The sequence below is a fragment of the Noviherbaspirillum aerium genome (assembly GCF_008929045.1).
GTDB lineage: Bacteria > Pseudomonadota > Gammaproteobacteria > Burkholderiales > Burkholderiaceae_D > Noviherbaspirillum > Noviherbaspirillum aerium.
In genome coordinates this window covers 180,814-199,452 of the sequence record NZ_VFAH01000010.1, presented here as the reverse complement: position 1 = coordinate 199,452, position 18,639 = coordinate 180,814, and the positions used below count along the sequence as shown (strand labels likewise).

General features: G+C 59.6%; 11 protein-coding genes. 3 read left to right on the top strand and 8 right to left on the bottom strand.

What is annotated here, in order from left to right:
• Positions 1 to 195: 195 nt before the first annotated feature.
• The 4 genes from FH061_RS16320 to FH061_RS16305 all read right to left on the bottom strand — a co-directional run bounded on the left by FH061_RS16320 (position 196) and on the right by FH061_RS16305 (position 7,521).
• Positions 196 to 3,204 carry an NEL-type E3 ubiquitin ligase domain-containing protein gene (locus FH061_RS16320; RefSeq protein ID WP_151636898.1) on the bottom strand — a complete coding sequence of 1,003 codons (3,009 nt, stop codon included), beginning with the start codon at positions 3,202 to 3,204 and terminating at the stop codon, positions 196 to 198.
• Positions 3,205 to 3,667: 463 nt separating this feature from the next.
• Positions 3,668 to 4,546, bottom strand: a complete 879-nt coding sequence (locus FH061_RS16315; protein WP_151636897.1) for a nuclear transport factor 2 family protein — start codon at positions 4,544 to 4,546, stop codon at positions 3,668 to 3,670.
• Positions 4,547 to 5,351: 805 nt separating this feature from the next.
• The gene (locus FH061_RS16310; protein ID WP_192805097.1) at positions 5,352 to 6,074 is read right to left on the bottom strand and encodes a tetratricopeptide repeat protein; all 723 of its coding nucleotides are present in this window, start codon (positions 6,072 to 6,074) and stop codon (positions 5,352 to 5,354) included.
• A 238-nt stretch (positions 6,075 to 6,312) separates the two neighbouring features.
• On the bottom strand, positions 6,313 to 7,521 hold the full coding sequence (locus FH061_RS16305) for a site-specific integrase (RefSeq protein ID WP_151636895.1): 1,209 nt from the start codon (positions 7,519 to 7,521) through the stop codon (positions 6,313 to 6,315).
• Positions 7,522 to 8,034: 513 nt separating this feature from the next.
• Between FH061_RS16305 and FH061_RS16300 the strand changes: the two genes are divergently transcribed.
• Positions 8,035 to 11,001 carry a beta strand repeat-containing protein gene (locus tag FH061_RS16300; RefSeq protein ID WP_151636894.1) on the top strand — a complete coding sequence of 989 codons (2,967 nt, stop codon included), beginning with the start codon at positions 8,035 to 8,037 and terminating at the stop codon, positions 10,999 to 11,001.
• Between the two features lie 279 nt (positions 11,002 to 11,280).
• On the opposite strand, the gene FH061_RS16295 is transcribed toward FH061_RS16300, so the two are convergent.
• Positions 11,281 to 12,825: a DUF4214 domain-containing protein gene (locus FH061_RS16295; RefSeq protein ID WP_151636893.1), complete on the bottom strand. Its 1,545-nt coding sequence runs from the start codon at positions 12,823 to 12,825 to the stop codon at positions 11,281 to 11,283.
• Between the two features lie 856 nt (positions 12,826 to 13,681).
• Here FH061_RS16295 and FH061_RS16290 point away from each other — a divergent pair.
• Positions 13,682 to 14,359, top strand: coding sequence for a hypothetical protein (locus FH061_RS16290; RefSeq protein ID WP_225984701.1), 678 nt, complete (start codon positions 13,682 to 13,684; stop codon positions 14,357 to 14,359).
• Between the two features lie 427 nt (positions 14,360 to 14,786).
• The gene (locus FH061_RS16285) at positions 14,787 to 15,131 is read left to right on the top strand and encodes a PilZ domain-containing protein (protein ID WP_151636892.1); all 345 of its coding nucleotides are present in this window, start codon (positions 14,787 to 14,789) and stop codon (positions 15,129 to 15,131) included.
• A gap of 78 nt (positions 15,132 to 15,209) precedes the next feature.
• Here FH061_RS16285 and FH061_RS16280 read toward each other — a convergent pair whose 3' ends face one another.
• The 3 genes from FH061_RS16280 to FH061_RS16270 all read right to left on the bottom strand — a co-directional run bounded on the left by FH061_RS16280 (position 15,210) and on the right by FH061_RS16270 (position 18,622).
• Positions 15,210 to 16,427, bottom strand: coding sequence for a hypothetical protein (locus FH061_RS16280; protein WP_151636891.1), 1,218 nt, complete (start codon positions 16,425 to 16,427; stop codon positions 15,210 to 15,212).
• A 2-nt stretch (positions 16,428 to 16,429) separates the two neighbouring features.
• Positions 16,430 to 17,887, bottom strand: a complete 1,458-nt coding sequence (locus FH061_RS16275; protein WP_151636890.1) for an MBOAT family O-acyltransferase — start codon at positions 17,885 to 17,887, stop codon at positions 16,430 to 16,432.
• A 192-nt stretch (positions 17,888 to 18,079) separates the two neighbouring features.
• Complete coding sequence (locus tag FH061_RS16270) at positions 18,080 to 18,622, bottom strand: hypothetical protein (RefSeq protein ID WP_151636889.1); 543 nt, start codon at positions 18,620 to 18,622, stop codon at positions 18,080 to 18,082.
• Between the last annotated feature and the right edge of the window lie 17 nt (positions 18,623 to 18,639).

Sequence of the window (18,639 nt, the reverse complement as noted above, 5' to 3'; positions counted from 1 at the left end):
AACGTCGGCAGGCAGCGACGCAGAGCAAGGCAGGGATGCGCAGCGCAGTTCCGTGGGCCGGCCGCATACGGCTCCGGCCATAACGAAACGGTCTTCCCGGCTTCGTGATTCATGGCGAAACCGGGAAGACCGTTCTTCCGCTTTGTTTTTGCTTGATTTGTTTGTCGTTTGTTGCTTGCCGTTTCCCAGTTGCTCCTAACCGGTGCGGCTGCCGCTGGCCACTGGCCGGGCATCGTCCGTCAACGTCGGTGCATCGAGCAGATGGAGCAAGCCATTCCTGTCCAGAAAATCCCGGGTCAGCGGAATCAAGGCTTCCTGCCTGATCTCATCGCTGACCACCTTGCCCAGTCGGGCTTCCGCGTCGTTCCATACCGAGGTATCCCGCTCATCGATGCCCATGTCCAGCAAGCGCCGGCGGATTCTTTCCATATAGGTGCCATCGCTTACCAGAGTGTCGATCCTGTCGTGCGCAGCTTCATGGCTGTCTTTATCCCTCCGCTCCAGCAGCGCGTCCCAGGGTGCCCACTCCCTGACCAGAAAATTCACGAAGTTGTCCCGTTCCGCCTGATTGATCTGCCTCCGCGCCGCATCAAAATCCTCCTGCGTCAGATTCGCCCTGCGCCTGTACAGCATGCCGCCATCACCAATGAACAGATCAAGTTCGCGGTAAAACTCATCGACATACGCCAGGTAAATCTCGACATCATCTGGAGGCCGCCTGTGGAGCGGCGGTTCCGCTCCCGGAGCCGCCGTCTCGCGCCACCTCTCATGCGCGGCTGCCTGCTCGTTGATCTTTCGATACGCGATGCGTTCCAGTTCTTCCACGCGGAACCAGCTTCGTGCAAGCCGCATCGCCGCCGGCAAATCCTGATCGTACCTTCCGCTGTTGACATCCGTGGCGATGGCGGCCATGCGCATCTTGTTGTAGGAGAGCGTAATGCGATCATCGCAATGGCCCAGTGCCTCCACGCTCAATTGGATGCACTGTTCCCGCAGCGCCTCATCCTCGGCAAGGCGGGATAGCCATTCCGCCACGCCTCCGCGCAGGTTCGGATCCCGGTAGAACGCCGTGCCATGCAGCTTGACGAGAAAATCGCGGAATGTCGTCCATTCCGTACCGCGCGCGGTCCGCCATATTTCGTGAGCGTCATCGTGCTTTTTTGCTGGCGACCAGTACGAAACCATCTGGCCTAAGCTGGGGTGAAAATCGATGTGGGGCAGCGCCAAGCGAGGGCGTCGGTGGCGTCGCCCCCTTACCTCCTGAATCTGTTCGAAAGTGGCAGCATCGATCGGATTGAGCGACAGCGTCACTCTCGACTCTCTATCCAGTGCGAATACGCACGCAGGCAAACTTCTCAGGCGGTTATCGACAACGGCAAGGTCGACCGACTGGCAGTGAAAATCCGGCAGTGACGACAGCTGATTGTTGCTGAGATCGATTCGCCTCAGATTCGGCGGCAGAAACGCTACCGTCCGCAGCTGGTTGGCTGCGGCATTGAGCTCGATCAGCGTAGTCGGCAATTCCGCCGGCAATGCTTCGACCCTATTGAAGGACATGAGTAGTCTCTCCACGCCCTCCGGCAGCGCGGGCAGCTGCTCGAACTCATTGGCGCTGATATTCAGCATACGCAGCCCTTCCATCCGGCGCACATCCGGCAAGGCATTCAATTGGTTATTGCTGACATTCAAATGAATCAGGCCTGTCGGCAGAACCAGGGGTTCATGCAGAGCGTTATTGCTTGCATCAAGCTCGGTGATGGTCGCCGGAAGCTGCGGCAGGCGCTGCAGCCGATTCGACGCGACGTTCAGGATACGAAGCGTCGCAGGTAGCGGCGGCAGGGACTCGATGTTGTTGCCGCTGACGTTCAGCTCCTGCAATCCATGATGCAGTGCAGGCAGCCAGTAGGCTCCAATCCCGGCCATATGCAGACGGGTCAGCGCGGGGGGAATCCGCGGCAGGTTCAGCAATCGGTTCCCCGACACGTTCAGGGATTCCAGCTTTTCGGGAAGCGCCGCAATATCACCTATGGCATTGTTCGCAAGATCAAGATGCCTGATGCTCGTATGAAATGGGAGAAAAGCGGCATCGGGAGCCTCCTTGAGCGCATTGCCGGCAAGATGCAGCTCCTCGCATCCGATGGGCAAGCCTGGCGGAAGCTGCCCAAGCTGGCGATTCGCCAATCGCGCCACCTTGAGAGCCGCCGGCCAGTTCGCCATGACCATGCGCGGCGGCGCATTTGCGCCATCCCAATCCAGATGCAGCCGCTCCACCGTATCCGGCAGCGTCAGGCTGCCCTCCAGCGGCACCATCGTTGCATGAAGCTCCTGCAACCCGCCCGCAAGCGTGCCCACGGTCCGCAGGTTCGGGTTATGACTGACATCAAGCCGCGTCACCGAATCAGGCAGCGCCGGCAGCGTCGTGAAATGGTTGTTCGCCAGATCAAGCTCCCGAACCGGCGGAAAGCGCGGCGGCAATTCCGCCAGGTCCAGTCCGTTGAGGTCCAGGCGGGCCGGACGCGGGATGGATCGATACCAGTGATCCACGCGCTGCAGTGCCTCGCTTCTGCGGGCGGACTGGGGATGATCCGGCGGCAGCGCCGCTGCCCATGCCTGCCATGCCTCTAGTGTTTCCCGCTTCTCCCGCACTTGCGCAGGCCCGCCGGGAGCGGCCGCTGCCGGCGCATGGAAAATGACGGTCGTGCCTTCAGGCTCCATCGGCCCGCTTTGCAGCGGATTGCCGGCCACATAAAGCCTCGCCACGGCGGGCAGCACCGCGGGCAGCGATGTCAGGCCAAGGTTGGTCAGGTCAAGATGATCGGGGCGGTGCTTGCTGTTGCGCCATGCGAGTACGCGCGCAAGCGCCTCCCCGCGCCGCTCGGCTGGCGCACCCGGCGCGCGCGCTGGATCCTCCTGCGCCCACCGGCTCCAGACGCGCTTGAGCTCGCGGTCGGCTTGTCTTTTCTGAGCGATGGCTGAATGCGGAAGGGCACTTGCATACAAGGCGATGCCCATGTTCTTTCCGCGGTGGCGCAAGGCCTGCAGTTTCTCGGAATAGCGCCGCGTATTCGTGGACGCATGTTCATGCTCCGGCGCCCTGTCATTGGATACGGGCTCGGGCGCGTTGGCGTCGGCGGCGGCGGCACGATCGGTCCGACGCAAGGACGGAACGTGCGAGGAAAGTCTGCCAAGAAAACGATTCGTCATGGTTTAGCACAAGTCAGGCTGATTCAAAGGCCATGGCGCCGGATCCGGCAGCGTCCCGATCGCCGATCATCTTCGTCACCCTCCTCCTCTCCCATTTAAGGACGAGGGAAACGAAATACGGATGCACCAACAAATGCAGCGGATCTTGTTAAAGAGTTTCTGCCGGCTTGCCTAGTGCTTTTTTCGTCCCGACTGGAGCAGTCAAGCCGAAAACACTCTGGTCTGGCAAGAATGAAAGCGCTCCAGGGGATGCGTGGAAAGATAAATCAGTATCCGGCATTGGCTTTGCCGGGGCTGAATATTGTTGAGCAATGGAAGACGTGCGCATGGCTGGTGTTTGATACCCAACCCAAGTCATGATGTTCAGACTGGCGGGGAGGCAAGGAGGCAGGGAGGCGGAGAGGCAGTAGGCCGGCAAGGGACGGCGCGCCGCCGTCACTCGCCTGCGCTGCCTTGTTCAGGCTCAGAACTTGCCGTTCCTGTTCTTCCAATCCGACATGGGCGGGATCGCTTCGATGGTGTCCCAGTGCTCGACGATCTTGTCGTTCTCGACACGGAACAGATCATAGTATGACGTCCATTTCCCCGCGAAGCTGCCTTCGCTGACGGTGAGCACGAAATTGCCTTCGCCCAGGACCTTGTGAATGCGGTCGTACTTCATCGTGATGCCCTGCTGCGCCATGGCCTGCAAGGCGATGGACAGGCCGGACAGGCCGTTGCCGATCTGCGGATTGTGCTGAATGTAGTTATCGCCCTCGATATAGGAAGTCAGCTTTTCCATGCGGCCATGGACCAGGATGTCGTCGACGAACTGGCGCACCAGGTCCTTGTTCTTCTGCGTCTTTTCCAGGTCTTTGGAAGCGGTCGGGCCATTGAGCATCGTGTTGCCGCTCGGGTTGGGCGCGGTAGGCGTCTCCTGCAGATTGTCCCAGTGTTCGACGATCTTGCCGTCTTCAAAGCGGAAGATGTCAAAGCCGATCTTCGGGCCGAAGAAGTTATAGTCCGTGTGCGCGAAGACATAATCGCCGTCGCCGAAGACACGCACCGTGTTCACCTTCGCGCTGCCTTTCGGAAGCTGCTTCAACACCTCGCCGAACCCGGCCAGGCCATCGCCCACCGCCAGGTTATGCTGAATATATTTATTCGGATTGATGTAGGAAACCGGCTTGGTGTCACCCGTTTCGATGCTCTTGAGCAGTTCAACCACCTGCTGCTTCTGCATGGCCGACTTTTGCTCGGATGTCATCGCAGCATGCTGTTCGGACGGATCGCTGCCCGACGAGCAGGCGGCGAGTCCTGCCGCCGCGGCGGCGAAGCTGGCGATGGAAATAAGTTGCGACATTCGGAATTTCATAAGGCTCCTTGTCAGTTGACATGCAGAGCCCCTATCAACATCACGCCGGCGGGATGCACCGGTGAAATCGGTGCGCGCGTGCGGCAAGAACGCGATCGCGGCCTCGCCTGACACAGCGCGGCAAGCGGCATGTTGACAGGTGCTCCAGGTTTTTAAGATTGCTTCGGTCTTGCTTGAAAACGGTAGTGAGCGGCTGGCGCCCGGCACGAGGAACGCACGCATGTACGCCTGGCACCGCAGCGCCGGAGTCAGGCCGTGCAGTAGATTTTCAAACCAGCTCTTGGGCAAGTAGGGAAATACTGTCTAGTAGGTGGTTTCGCGGAGTGCCCTGGTTCCCGCGATGCGGGCCCGGCGGCAACCTGCGCGGTCGCGATGATTCCGGCGTTCGCGCTGGTTGCGCTGGTTGCGCTGGTTGTTCTCCTCGTTCATGCGCACGCCGGGGGCGGATCAACCTTCATGTCACCGTCACCCTGGCGCGTTGACTCGATGGCAAACCGCCCAGGCTCCATTGCTGGGGCCTGGCAACACGTGCGGGCGCCCTCGCCGGATCATCCGTCTGACCGGCGGGAACGGTATTGCGGGGTTGGGGAGAAGCGACACGACTGGTTGATTGCATGCGACGAATGACCGGAAAGGAAAAGTATCGTGTGTCGCTTCGCGTGGCGCAGAGTTCCATGCGATCGGAACCTTCTCAGGCGTCATGCCATCGCCGGGCATGCCGTTCCAGCTCCGGCGACTCATGCGCACGAACCGCTTGAGAGGGCACCGCCCGTCCCTCCGCCGGCTGGCAATGTCAGTGCAGGGTGAAATCGGTATGCGAATCGGAAGGGGAATGGCACTTTGCCATGCTGAAGAAATGACTCGCTTCGGAAAGCCCGGCCTCGGCCGCCTTGCGAAGCCAGAAGTCCGCATCGTCGAGATTCATTTCCGTGCCTCGACCGTAGAAAAACATCATCGCCAGATTGAACATCGCCACGCGGTGATGCCTTTCCGCAGCCATCAGATAAAGCTCATAGGCTTTCGCGTTATTCGGCGGCACCCCGATGCCGTTGTCCAGCATATGGCCCAGATTCACCATGGCATCGACGTTGCCAAGAGCCACGGCGCGACAATAGAGTTCCGCGGCTGTTGCCAGGCTTTTTCTCACGCCGCGGCCTTCTTCATACATCAATCCCAGATTGAACATGGCGCACGCGTTTCCCATTTCGATCGCGGACCTGTAGCATTCCACCGCCTTGTCGAGATCTTGCGGCACGCCCCGTCCCTTTTCATAACTCACTCCAAGATTGTTCATCGCAGCGGCATTCCCCATCGCGGCCATGGCGCGATAGTAATCGTTTGCGCCAGCACTTATATCGGTATCGTCCGCCATACTTTCACCTCCTTGCGAAATAACGCGGTCCCGTCGAAACAAGGACTCAATCAAACACTTGATAGAGTGAGTGGCACCACCGGGCAACAAGTTCCATGGCTCGCTTGCGCGGGTGATTTGAAAGCGCCGGGCGCCGGCTTTCAAAGCGGACCGCTCCCCGTGCCGGGCTCGACATTGCCGGCAAGCTGCCGACACGGGCATAAGATCAGATGGTTTGAAGCGGGACAATGAGCCAGAGCCAACCCAACAAAGGGAAAAAGCAAAAGTTTCCCCGTGTCGCATCAGGCGATGCAAGCTGTCATGCAGGCATGAGCGACAGGGCTGCGGTGAGTGTCGTTCATGCAGCCAGAGTTCCATCTTCGAACCGCGCTATTCCGCCGCGTCAGACAGGTCGCCCGTTCCCCCTTCCCGTCCCCCGGCCCGCGCTCTCTCCGCTTCGCAAGCCGGTCAGATTCACCACCTCGTTCACCGCCTCCAAGAGCGTCTCGCTGCTCAAGTGCGCATAGCGCTGCGTCGTCACGATCTGCGAATGGCCGAGAATTCTTTGCACCTCATACAGCGACCGCCCCGCATTGATCAGGAAGCTCGCGAAGCTGTGCCGCAGATCGTGAATCCGCACATCGGGAATTCCCGCATTGCGCCGCGCCGTGTCCCAGGAATAAAAGATCGACACATACGGCTTGTGCGTGTTCGGATTGGGGAACACATACGGGCACTCATGAAAGCGCGGCACGCTCTCCAGCAGTTCCAGCACGCCGGAAGACAGCGGCACATGGCGCGCCTTGCCGCTCTTGCTGATGGGGATGCGCCAGGAACGCATCTCGATGTTGATATCCTCCCAGCGCGCACTGAGCACTTCGCGCCGGCGCGCGCCGGTGTAGATCAGCATCGGCACGATAAAGCGCAGCATGCGGTTGTCGCTCTTCCGCAGCTCCTCGTACAGCGCCTGCACCTCCGTCGCATTGAGATAGCGCTCGCGCTTGTTGTTCTCCTCCAGCATGCGCACGCCCGACGCCGGATTGGCCTTCACGCCGGGAATGCCCCACTTGATCGCGAGGTTGAAGATAAAGCGCATCATCACCAGCAGCCGGTTGGCCGAGGCCGGCGAGGCGCCGTCCTGCCGGCGCGTGTGATGCATCTCGATGATCTCGTGCCGCCCGATCTCGTCGAGATGGCGCTTGCCGAACACCGGCAGCAGGTGATTCTTCAGCAGGCTCTCGTCGGTCTTCCAGGAACGCTTGTAGCCTTTCACGAAAGGCATATACCGCTTCTCGATGAATTCCTCGAAGGTGGGCACGCGCCGTATCGCCTCCTTCTGCTCGGCCGGGTCCTGCCCCACTGCCACCTTGCCGCGCAGGAGATCGGCGCGCTTGCGCGCATCGGCAAGCGAGAGGTCGCGCACATCGGCAATGCGCAGCTGGCGCACCTTGCCGCGCTCGTTCATGTAGCGCAGATACCAGGTCTTGCCACCCGATGTGCGCACCTCCAGCTGCAAACCCTTGCAGCCCATGTCGAAGTAATCGATCTTGCCTTTGCCTTCGGGGCAGACGGCGCTTTGTACGAATCTATGATCAAGCAGTTTTTTGGGCATGGCGACGCGTTCATTAAACACTGGCGTTCGGCATCCCGACCGTTTGCTTCGAGCCCCGCGAAGCCGGTATGTGTATGCCGCAAGCCGATTGGCTCCCTGATCTCCTCACCGCTGCTGACTTCAATGCTGACCTTGCCATGCTAAGACCGCGCAAGGCGATCAGGCTTGAGACCAGCCAAACAACCGAGGCCTGTGTTGTAAATGCGGCGCGCCAGCCATGCGCCTTGTTCTCGTGATGTTGGCCGCCGCCGATACATCGGGGCGATGGCCCTGCTCCAGGGATACACTGTGCCGCTCGGTCATGAAGGCAACGGAAGGACTCCGGTATGCATTCTTAATCTTTCCTTAAAGCCTTGTTTCCTTAAGGAAGGCGCTAAGGTAGCACGAAAAAATTTCCATTTCGATATGTTCTTATCGAAAGAATAAATTTTGAAAGTGGAAGAAAGTAGGAAGCGTGACCAATGGAATATATTGCAGCCGAAGTTAATTTTAATAATCAGTAGCTTAGAAAAGTTGGCGACTTGGACTCTTACTGAAAATACGGATGTTGCTACAGCAGACGTTTTCAAGGCCGGCCAAGTCTTCACACCGGGCGGCACTGACCGTATTAACGCACTACAAGACGAGGATGTACTCACTGGCGCAGGCGCGAATGCACGTCTGGACGCGACTCTGGGCAATGCCAACGACAACGGCGGCACCATCGTCACACCAAAACTCGTCAACATCTCGACCGTGAATGTCGCGTTCACCGGTTCGGGCGCTGCAGTTACTGCACTCGATCTGCAGGATGCTACCGGCGTCAAGGAAGTCAACATCAACCGCGTTTCCCAAGCCATCAACAGCGCCGAAGTCGGCAACATCATGGACGCCAGCGTGGCCAAGCTGTCGCTGTCCGACACCAACGCAAACCACAGCGGCACAGTAGAGTTCTCCTTCGCGCAGGACGCGCTCAAGGGTGCGAATACCGGCGCGCTCAACGTCAGCAACGTCGGCGTCGGCACGCTCAACATCGGCGAAAACACCAGCGGCATCGCTGCCCGCGGCGTCGGCCTCAACGGCTACGAGCAGATCACCATCAACAGCACAGGCGCCCGCAACACCATCGGCACCGTCAACCTGCCGATGGACACCGGCACCGACGGCAAGATCACCCTGACCGGCGACAAGGCCCTGACACTGGCCACGACGAACAACATCATCGGCGCAGCCGGCGTTGAAGCCGTCACGCATGCCGGCGGTATCGCACAGGCACAAGGCCGTCTGGCCACCATCGACGGTTCCGCTATGACCGCGGGCCTGACGCTCAACGTCGGCAATGCGCTGCTCAGCACAGGCAAGGCCGACACATCCGGCGTGGTGCAGAACGTCAGCATCATCGGCACCAAGAGCGATGACGTGTTCTACCTGAACGACACCGTCCAGGCTGGCGACTCCATCAACGGCAATGACGGCACCGACACGCTGGTTGCCTATCAGGGCGGCGTGGTTGGCACAGTCAGCAAGGTCGAGAACATCGACGTGCAAATGCGCAATGCAAGCGTCACCCTGGACTTCGACAAGCTGCCCGATGCAGTGCTGCAAAACGTGCGCAACATCAGCTCGAACAATGCGGCATCCGCACCGGCCGACATCGCCGGCGACCAGGTCGCAACCTTCAACAACCTGACCGCCGCGCAAGCTGCGAACCTGACCATCCAGCACAGCACCACCTTCAACAACGCCGTTGAAGACACCACGCTGGTGGCCAACCTGAAGACAGACGCCGGCGTGAACGATCTGGTCAGCCTGTCGATCAACGAAGGCACCAACACCGACGCGCGTTTCAACTTCACGCTCGACAACGTGGTCGCAGGCGTCAAGCAGAACGTCGAAAGCGTCACGCTCAAGGACAACGACACCGAGTCCAACTCCGTCGAGCTGAACAACTTCGCAAAGCACACCGGCACAGTCACGCTGTCCGGCGGTCTGGCAGGCACGTTCCTCAACCTGGACGTTGACACCGCAGGCGGCGACGTAACCGCAGCGCTGAACGCGACAACCGCTGACGCAGGCGAAATACAGCAAGGCCTCTACGCGCTGGACACAACCGGCACGACAGTGGACGCAAGCGCCGGCCACATCTTCGACGTATCCGGCGTGGCAACACAGGTTCGCCTGCGTGCCGCGACTGTCGATGCTTCGGCTGAAGTCGGCAACGTCATCGTTCGCCTGGATACCAACTACGCTTCCGCAACGGGCGCGCAGAAGGTCACCATGGGCAGCGGCAACGATACCGTCATCTTCGATCGCCTGAACGACACCCGCGCCGGCCTGACGATCGCCGACACCGTTGCCGGCGGCACCGGTACCGATACGCTGGTCATCGACGGCTCCGGCGTTCGCATCTCCATCGGTTCCTCGGAGTGGACCAATGTCTCGGGCTTCGAGAACCTGCGTCTCGTCGGCACGACCGCCGCACCCGTCAGCACGCTGCTGGGCGACAATGCCTACAACCTGACATTGACCAATGACTTCATTCAGGCGAACGGCTCCGGTCTGCTGAACATCCTGAACGACAACGATGCATCGAACGATGTCAAAGACGCCGGTTCGACCGCCGGTACTGCGGTGGAATCGGGTGTCACCATCGACGCACGCAGCCTGAATGCGCAGAATCACTTCACCTACAACGGTGAAGAAGGCGCATCGCGCACTGCAGACCGTTTCATCTTCACCGATGCCAACATCAATGGCGGCAACGTGATCGATGGCGGCGCGGTCGACAATCTGGCAACCACGTTCAATGCCAACGCGGACATCATCGAGATCCGCAATAACGCCACGGCAACCGCTGGCGACCTCGAGAACATCAGCAACATCGGCATCATCGCCGGCGTCAACGACCAGGCTGTGACGCAGACCCTGGATCTCGAACTGACCGATACCGTCATCGACGCACTGGTAGACAGCTACCATGCTTCCTCGACCACACAGATCGAGAAGGTCACAGTCCGCCTGAACAGCGCGGCAGACATCGGCGGTCCGGTGGCCGGCATGGCGCTCAAGCTCGATGCATCGAGCCTGACATCGAAGTCGGCGGCCGACGTGGCGCTCGATTCCACATTCAATGTGGCTGACAGCATCCAGGTATCGCCGTCGGGCGGCTTGCTGACAATCAGCGGCTTCAACACCGCGGCTGCAGCGGGCACTGACGACAAGATCGTCCTGTCGCTTTCGAAATTCACACTGATCGATGCGGCACTCGGCGGCACGGGTCTGTCCACAGTTGCAGGCGGCCTGAATGCCGGCGACTTCAACAGCTCGGGCGTGTTCGTCAGCGCGGCAACCAGCGTGATTGCACAGGAAATCGTGTTCGACCAGACCACAGGCGACCTGTACTACAACCTCGACGGCGCAGTGGCTGGCGGCCTGGTGAAGATCGCTACGCTGACCGGCGTGACCGATCTGGCGGTTGCCGACTTCACGCTCATCGCTTGATGACACGGGATGGTGAAGGACGCAATGGCCAGGCTTTCTGAACGATTCATCAAGCGCAATTGAGTGCCATTGCAAACCAGGGAGACCTTTGCGTCTCCCCGCGAAAAAGCCGGGCGATGCCCGGCTTTTTTATTTCCCGTCTCTGCATGTCCGCCCGTGCTCATTGGGTGCCCACGCTCATGGCGGCACATGACTGCATATGGCGGCGCATGACTGCTCATGCATTGGCCTGCTTGCGCAGCTCGTAGTAATTATCCGCGCGGCTCTCCCGGCCCTTGATCAGGCAAAGAAGAGATAGTCGATCCCGTTCGTGATTGCACCCTCCACCTGCTTCTGGTTTTCATATCCCTCGCTGAATTCCGCGAGCATGCCGTGGCGGCTGATAAGGCCCTGCGCAAGCATGCTCGACCAGTAATTGAACCCCGCCGTATCAGGAGCGCGATGCAATACATTGGCATACAAGGCGGTGATGAAGCCGCTGTCGGACAAGCCTTCTCCGTACTTCTGCTGGAACTCGGCCGAGGCAATGAAGTTCCATGCCGCATCCTGCAGACTCAGGCCGCGGTCGGCCTGGGCAATCCAGTAACCCAGTCCCTGCACATCGGGCTTGCGATCGAAGGCCGCCTGATACAGGCGATAGGATGCGGCCGCCGTGCCGTCAAGCGCGACGTTCATGTCGGCGAACTGTATGCGTTCCACATTGAACAGCGTATCGCTGCCTTCCGACCCCGACTTGTCGGCGACAACAACCGTGTCGCCGCTGCGGCTGACCGTTGCGCGGAAACGCAATGTCGAAACAAAGACGGTATCGATGCCGCCCCCGCCTTCAATGAGATCGTTGCCCATGCCGGGCGTGAAGTCGTTGTTGCCGTCATTGCCGATGATCTGGTCCGCATAGGCGGAGCCGATCACCTTCTCGATCTTCACCCCGTAAGCGATCGAGACATTGTTCTGCGCGGGCGTGAATCCATTGGCGAGTTTGCCAACGGAACTGAGTGCGCCCTCCAGCAGATTGATCTTCGCGCCGGCGGTCACGGCGGAGACATCGATCGTATCCGTGCCGCCGCTATCGTTGATGATCTCAAGCCGCTGCCCCGTCGCATTGGTGAACGAGTACGTATTGTCGCCGGTGTTATAGGGCCTGGCTCCGTACATGTATTGCAATGCGAGGATGTCGTAAGTTCCGTAGAAGCTGCGGTTCTGTCCTTGCGTGACCGATGAATACGACATGACGGTAAGCGCTTCGCTATCTTCAGCCGCGGCAAGGTAATTGCCCGGCTCGGTGCTGGGCGCATAGCCGGCGTTGTAATTCCCCGGATGCTTGAGCCCGAGCGCGTGGCCGATTTCATGGACCAGGGTCGCGTACGCATAACTGCCCGGAGTGATACGCGCCAGATTGGAACTGTCGTCACGGTTGACGTAGACATCGCCGCTGTCCTGCCCCGCGTAGGGGTCGGGCATGTAGGCATACGCGGCCGATGAGGTTCCTTGCGAATTGTTGCCGAGCCTGATCTGGCCGTAGCTGTACGCGGTATCGCCGACTTCCCTGAACGTGATATTGAACTGTGCCTGGATGTCCGAAAAAATCTGTTTCACGACTGTCTTCTGCTCGGCGGTGAATGCCATGAATCCAGTCTTGTTGCTGAAGCTTGTATAGACCGGCGCGGCGGTCATGAAGCTGTAGGTGACTTCCACCGGCGTTCCCGCAGCGCTTGAACTGTTCCACCGATAGGCGTCTCCGCCGAGCAGCACATCGATCCGGTAATCACCGCTGATGGAATTGCTGATGACGGTAGACTGCGGCGTCCCAACGACGTTGGCCATAAACCCTTCCAAATAAAATAGCGCGCCTGAATGGCGCACGGGAAAGCGGCGCCAGATGGCACTTTACTTTCTTTGTGGAAATTTTACGTGTGGTGGTTTAGGTATGCCAAGGATATTGCTGCTCGATTGCAACAAGGCGGCGCAAGGGTACGGCGGGATTACAACAGACTTGCTGTTTGCAAAACTTTTTGAACAGTCGACGGTGTGAAAGGGAAGGAAACGGAAGGGATATTGTTCGCGCTGTTCCATGCGCGAGAAGAGAGAAGTCGGGCCGCCGGCTGTCCGTGGGGGACCGGTGCATCCCCGCAGCCGCTCCAACAGTGGAGCGGCCGGAAAAACAGGCAAAAAAATACCGAGACGCTCGGCATCTCGGCACTTGAATGACTGACCTTCCTAGGGGTCGATTTCAGTGTAGCGCTGAGCGGCATGCAATATCTGAGAAAAATCAGTGTTTGCCATCACATTTTTTGCGAGCGAAGCATTTATGCAACATTCTTCACACGAGCCTGAATCCATCCTGTTTCACCTCCCTTCAACCTCGCAGGCGCGGATGTGCCGTGCAAATAATGCAAGGAAGCAAAAAACTTCCTACATTCTTCCTACATTGAAACAGTTGCACCATTCTGGGCACCATGTCGCGTCCCCTGATTCCTGGAAAACATGTCGAAGTTTCAAGCTGCCGTGACTGCAAAGGGGAGTTTTTCCAGAAGTGTAGAAAAGCTGCGACACCTTTGAGCCGCAGCACATCGGACTCAGGGAAAGTAGCGCTATCCTTGATGAGCTTCTGTTGTTTCGTCGCCGTGTCAACGACGTTGCTGCCTTTTATGCGAGACCACTCAATCAAAAAGGATAAGAAATGAAATTGAAACATGCGCTCACCGGGGCATGCCTTGCTCTGTCGATGGCTGGTGCGGCACAAGCTCAGGTTGGCCTCAGTGCAACGTTGGGCACGACCGGAGCGGGTTTGCATCTCAGCGTACCTGTCATGCCGCAGCTCAATGCACGCTTCGGTATCAACGGCCTGAATTATTCGCATGATGGCAATACCTCGGATGTCGATTACGACCTGAAGCTAAAAATGCGCACGGTGGACGCATTGCTGGATTACTACCCGATGAGCACGGGCTTTCGCCTGACCGGCGGTGTTGTGTATAACGGCAACAAGATCGATGCGGAGGGACGTCCCGGCGCAACCGGTGCCTATACCTTGAATGGCCGGACCTATCCCGCAGCTCTGGTCGGCAACCTCAACGGCCGCATCGATTTCCGCAATATCGCTCCTTATCTCGGCATCGGCTGGGGCAATGCCGTCTCGCGGACCCAGGAAAGAGGCTGGGGTTTCACCGCCGACCTCGGCGTGCTGTTCCAGGGCTCGCCGCGCACATCGCTCAGCAATACCGGCTGTGCGGCGCCGGTGCTGGTCTGTTCCCAGTTTGCGGCCGACGTTGCCGCGGAAAACCGCTCGCTGCAGGAAGAGGCCGAGGACTACAAGGCCTTTCCGGTATTGCGCCTGGGCGTGAACTACCGGTTCTGAAGCCGCGGGCCCGGCATGCCGCCCGCAGGCATGCGGATCCCCGCAGCCGGAGCCGTTGCATCGGGCTCCGGCTGCTATTGCCGATACCTATTTTTCCGCCGCTCACAAGCAATCAATCTTCTCGCAGGACAAGCTGACGCGCTGTTCCCGGGTCGCCGCCGCGATTTTTCCATGATGTCGTTAAGTGACGCACACTCTGCACGATGAATGGGTGGCCCGTATTCATAGGCGAAAGAAGAATAAAAACGCTCCAACCCGCATGGAAATGCGCCGCACTAAGCTTTGGCAGGGAGGCATGTTGCCATTTCGGCTATTGCGCACCAGCCTCAAATATGGGATACATACCGCAAGGAAAGTTTTTCACAGTTGAGCGCCGTTTTATTGTTATCACTTCGCCACCACCCTGGCCGCGACAAGTTCTCCGCACATGAGCTCAGCCGTTCCTCATAATCGCAGGCGCACTCCAAGGATTCCCCTGGAGGTTCCGGCTCAGTTCATGCTCCAGCAATCCGCACCGATTCTGGTCAAAACGGTAGACGCCTCCATCGGGGGCGTCTGCATCGTCACATCGCAATCCGTTGCTCCGGGAAGCCCTTGCATGATCGCGTTCGACCTGATGACCCAGGAAGGACAGAGGCGCATCAATGCCTGGGGCGTCATCGTGGACGTGCGCCAGCAAGGCGACTCCCGCTATCACTGCAGGATCGCCTTTACCGATATGGATACGCGCAGCCGCTATTTCATGCGCCAGTTCACGAACGACGGCGAATGAATTCGCGGGCATGGCGCCCGCGACCCGCATGCTCCCTTCACATCGCTGCCGGCAATCTCTGCCGCCCCTGCCGCCCGCTCAGTTCCTTACCTGGCTGACCATGGGCTGGACCGATGCCAGCTTCTTCAGATCGAGATCGATGCGCCCCGTAAGAACACCGGTGTCGTGGTAAAAAAACAGGACATCGCTGCGCCTGCCTTCTTCCCGGAGAAAACCGCGCAGGCTGGCCAGTTCGCCATCCGACAGGCGCCCGAGAGTGTTGGTGGAAAAATGAATGACATCGCGGTAATAGCGGGCATACCAGCCGGCGCTGTACTGGCCGAAGGAATCGGACAGCATGATCAGGCGCTCTTTCGGCGCCCGCTCGTTGCGGTAGCGGTTGACATCGCCCAGCTTTTCCAGGGCATCCCGCAGCGCCGGATAGCATTTGGCGCCCTTGCATTCCTCGATGCCCGAGGCGGCGAAATCGATCGCTTCCACCTTGCTGGAAAGCTTGACCCCCGGGAACAGATGGGCGAGGTCCGATGTCTGGGTTTCGATCCGCGTCTTGAGCGTCGTGCCTTCATCGGCCTTGATGTTCCAGAGGCGCTCGACGCTCTTCTGGGTAAGCAGGCGAGACCCGAAGCCGGTGAGATGGAACCAGGTTTTCGGGATCACCTCGCCCTCGGCGCGGGCCGCCCGCAGTTCCTCGAGCGGGTAATACACCGATGCCAGCACCGGCGGGCTCAACCGTTCCGGCACCAGGATGTTCCGGAATGGCGGCACCGACCTGGCGCAGCGCTGCGCCAGCCAGCCGGGCAATTCCTCCTGGTACACCGCCGGCGAACTGGGGGCGATGACCAGCTTGGCATCGATGCCCCAGCCGCGGAATGCCGCATGCATGGCATTCATCTGCCCGGCAATCTTTTCATGGTCATGAAACTGGAAGCCGCAGGTGGGATGAATGGCCGTATAGGGCGGGAAATTGGCCTCATGCGCCGACATGAAGATGCGGCCGTTCTGGCCGGAAATGACCTGCACCGTGGGGAAAGTGCCGAACAAGGCGTGCCGCACGCGGTTGTTGAGCTTCAGCAGGCGGTCCCGGTAACCGAAATGATCGTTGATCCATTGATCCAGCCGGGCCGGAAACTTCAGCGTTTCCTGCCAGGATGCCGGCGCGGCGGGAAACTCGGCCAGCTTGCGGTTCTCTCCCTCCAGCTGCGAACTGCCGGTCATGGAGCGCAGGGCCGGCACGGCCAGCAGGACCACCAGAACAATTTTTGCTGCGTTGCCCGTCAGCCTTTGCTTCAACGTCATGATCAGAACCGGAAATAGATGAACGGATTGTAGGTGCCCGCGGCAAGGCTGGCCGCGCACAGGATGATGGCCGCGGCCGCCAGCGCATGCTTCACCGAAGCCGTGCCGGCCGCCGTCATCACCGATATGGCCGTGATGCCCGCTTTGCCCGGCGCCGCCGCCCGGTTGATGCCCTCGGTCTTGAGCCGCTCCGCTTCATTCGACGCCGGCCACACTGCCAGCACGGCACCCACCGCCAGCGCGGTCATCGCGGTGAACTGGAAATCCGACTGCCACGGATAGGTTTCGCCCTTCGTGCCCTGGCCGAACATGACTTTCAGGAAATGCAGCGCATGCGGCACATCGTTGGCCCGGAAAAACACCCAGCCGATCATCACCACGAACAGCGTGTAGGCCTGCGACACCAGCCGCGGCAGGCGCGCCAGCGCGTTGCCCAGTCCGGCCCGCTCCACGATCAGCAGCAGGCCGTGCCAGCCGCCCCAGATGATGAAGGTCCAGGCAGCGCCATGCCAGAGTCCGCACAGCAGGAATACGACGGCCAGGTTGATATAGGTGCGCAGCGGCGACACCCGGTTGCCGCCGAGCGGGATGTACAGGTAATCGCGGAACCAGGACGACAGGCTCATGTGCCAGCGGCGCCAGAACTCGGTCACCGATGCCGACGAGTAAGGCCGGTTGAAGTTGGGCGGATAGCTGAAGCCGATCATGTGGCCGATGCCGATGGCCATGTTGGAATAGCCGGCGAAGTCGTAGAGGATCTGGATCGAGTAGCAGGCAATGCCGATCCAGGCACCCAGCATGGACAGATCCCCCGGCGGCACCAGGAACAGGCGGTCGGCCGGCAGGGCCACCGTATTGGCGATCAGCACCTTTTGCGCGAGACCGACGGCGAACTGATGGAAGCCCGCCACCACCCGGGCGTTGGTGATGGAGCGCTGATCCACTTCATGCGCGATCTGCTTGTAGCGCACGATCGGGCCGGCGATCAACTGGGGAAACATCGCCTTGTACATCGCGAAGCGCCAGAAACTCTGCTGGGCGTTGACCTCGTTGCGATAGACGTCGATCAGGTAGGAAATGCCCTGGAACGTGAAGAAGGAAATCCCCAGCGGCAGCACGATCTCGGGGATCTCCACCTGCCGCCCGAAAGGCGCAAGCAGGTCGCGCGCAATCTGGCAGAGGAAGGCCATGTACTTGTAATAGATCAGGAAGGCCAGGTTGGCGGCAATGCCCAGCCACAGCAGCGGCACGCCCCTTGCGCGCCAGCGTGCGATCGCATAGCCCATGCTGTAGTTCAGCAGCGCCGACAGCATCAGCAGCGGCACGAAACCGGGCTCGCCCCATGCATAGAACAACAGGCTGGCCACCAGCAGAACGCCATTCTTCCAGGGCAAAACATAGTACAGAAGAAGAAAGAGCGGAAAGAAATAGAAGAGAAAAGTCGGTGAGCTGAAGACCATAATGAGTGCTGGTAGGCGGCAATTACTACATCATTTGCCTGTTCTCAATAAGCGCTCACTTTAACATGCTTGCACCACCCAATGAATATATATGCAACTAGCCGGTAAGACAATTGCGTGCGTACGCGTGCCTGCGCGTGCCTGCGCGTGCCTAGATGTAACCGCGCTCACTGGCCAGCAGGCCGGACAGCGTCAGATATTGCCGCTTTGACATGGGGGAGGCTTGCGGGTTGATGAAAGACCGGGTTGATAAACCTTCACGGCTTCATACAGCGCCACGATCCGGTGCACCGCCTCGGCGATCTGGGCATCGCTCATGCCCTCGATACAATCCCGGATTTCCGCTAGAAGATATTCGCTGGTTCGGGCATCAATGGTACCGACCAGCCACTCATGGTGATGCCGTGCTTCGCTCGGCAGGTCCTTGAGCCGCAGCCGCAGCAAGGCCCGGTAAGCTTCCGTCAGGCGTACCTTGATGTCACCCGGCTTTCGCAATGCGCGCACCGTGCGCTGAAGTTCCTGCCACGCATCTGCCATTGTCCGTCCCCCGACAAGCCTTTTGCTGTCATTGATCGAACGGCAAATATATGCGGCGCAGCATAATCCGCCAATCCCATAAATATGCGCCAGACCATAAAAAAAGCCGAGGGCGGGCCGCCCTCGGCTGAAAATGGCTCTGACCTTCCTAGGAGTCATATTCATGTGTGGCGGACGGCCGCCGAATGGTTCGATCACGGCGCGATGATCTTTAA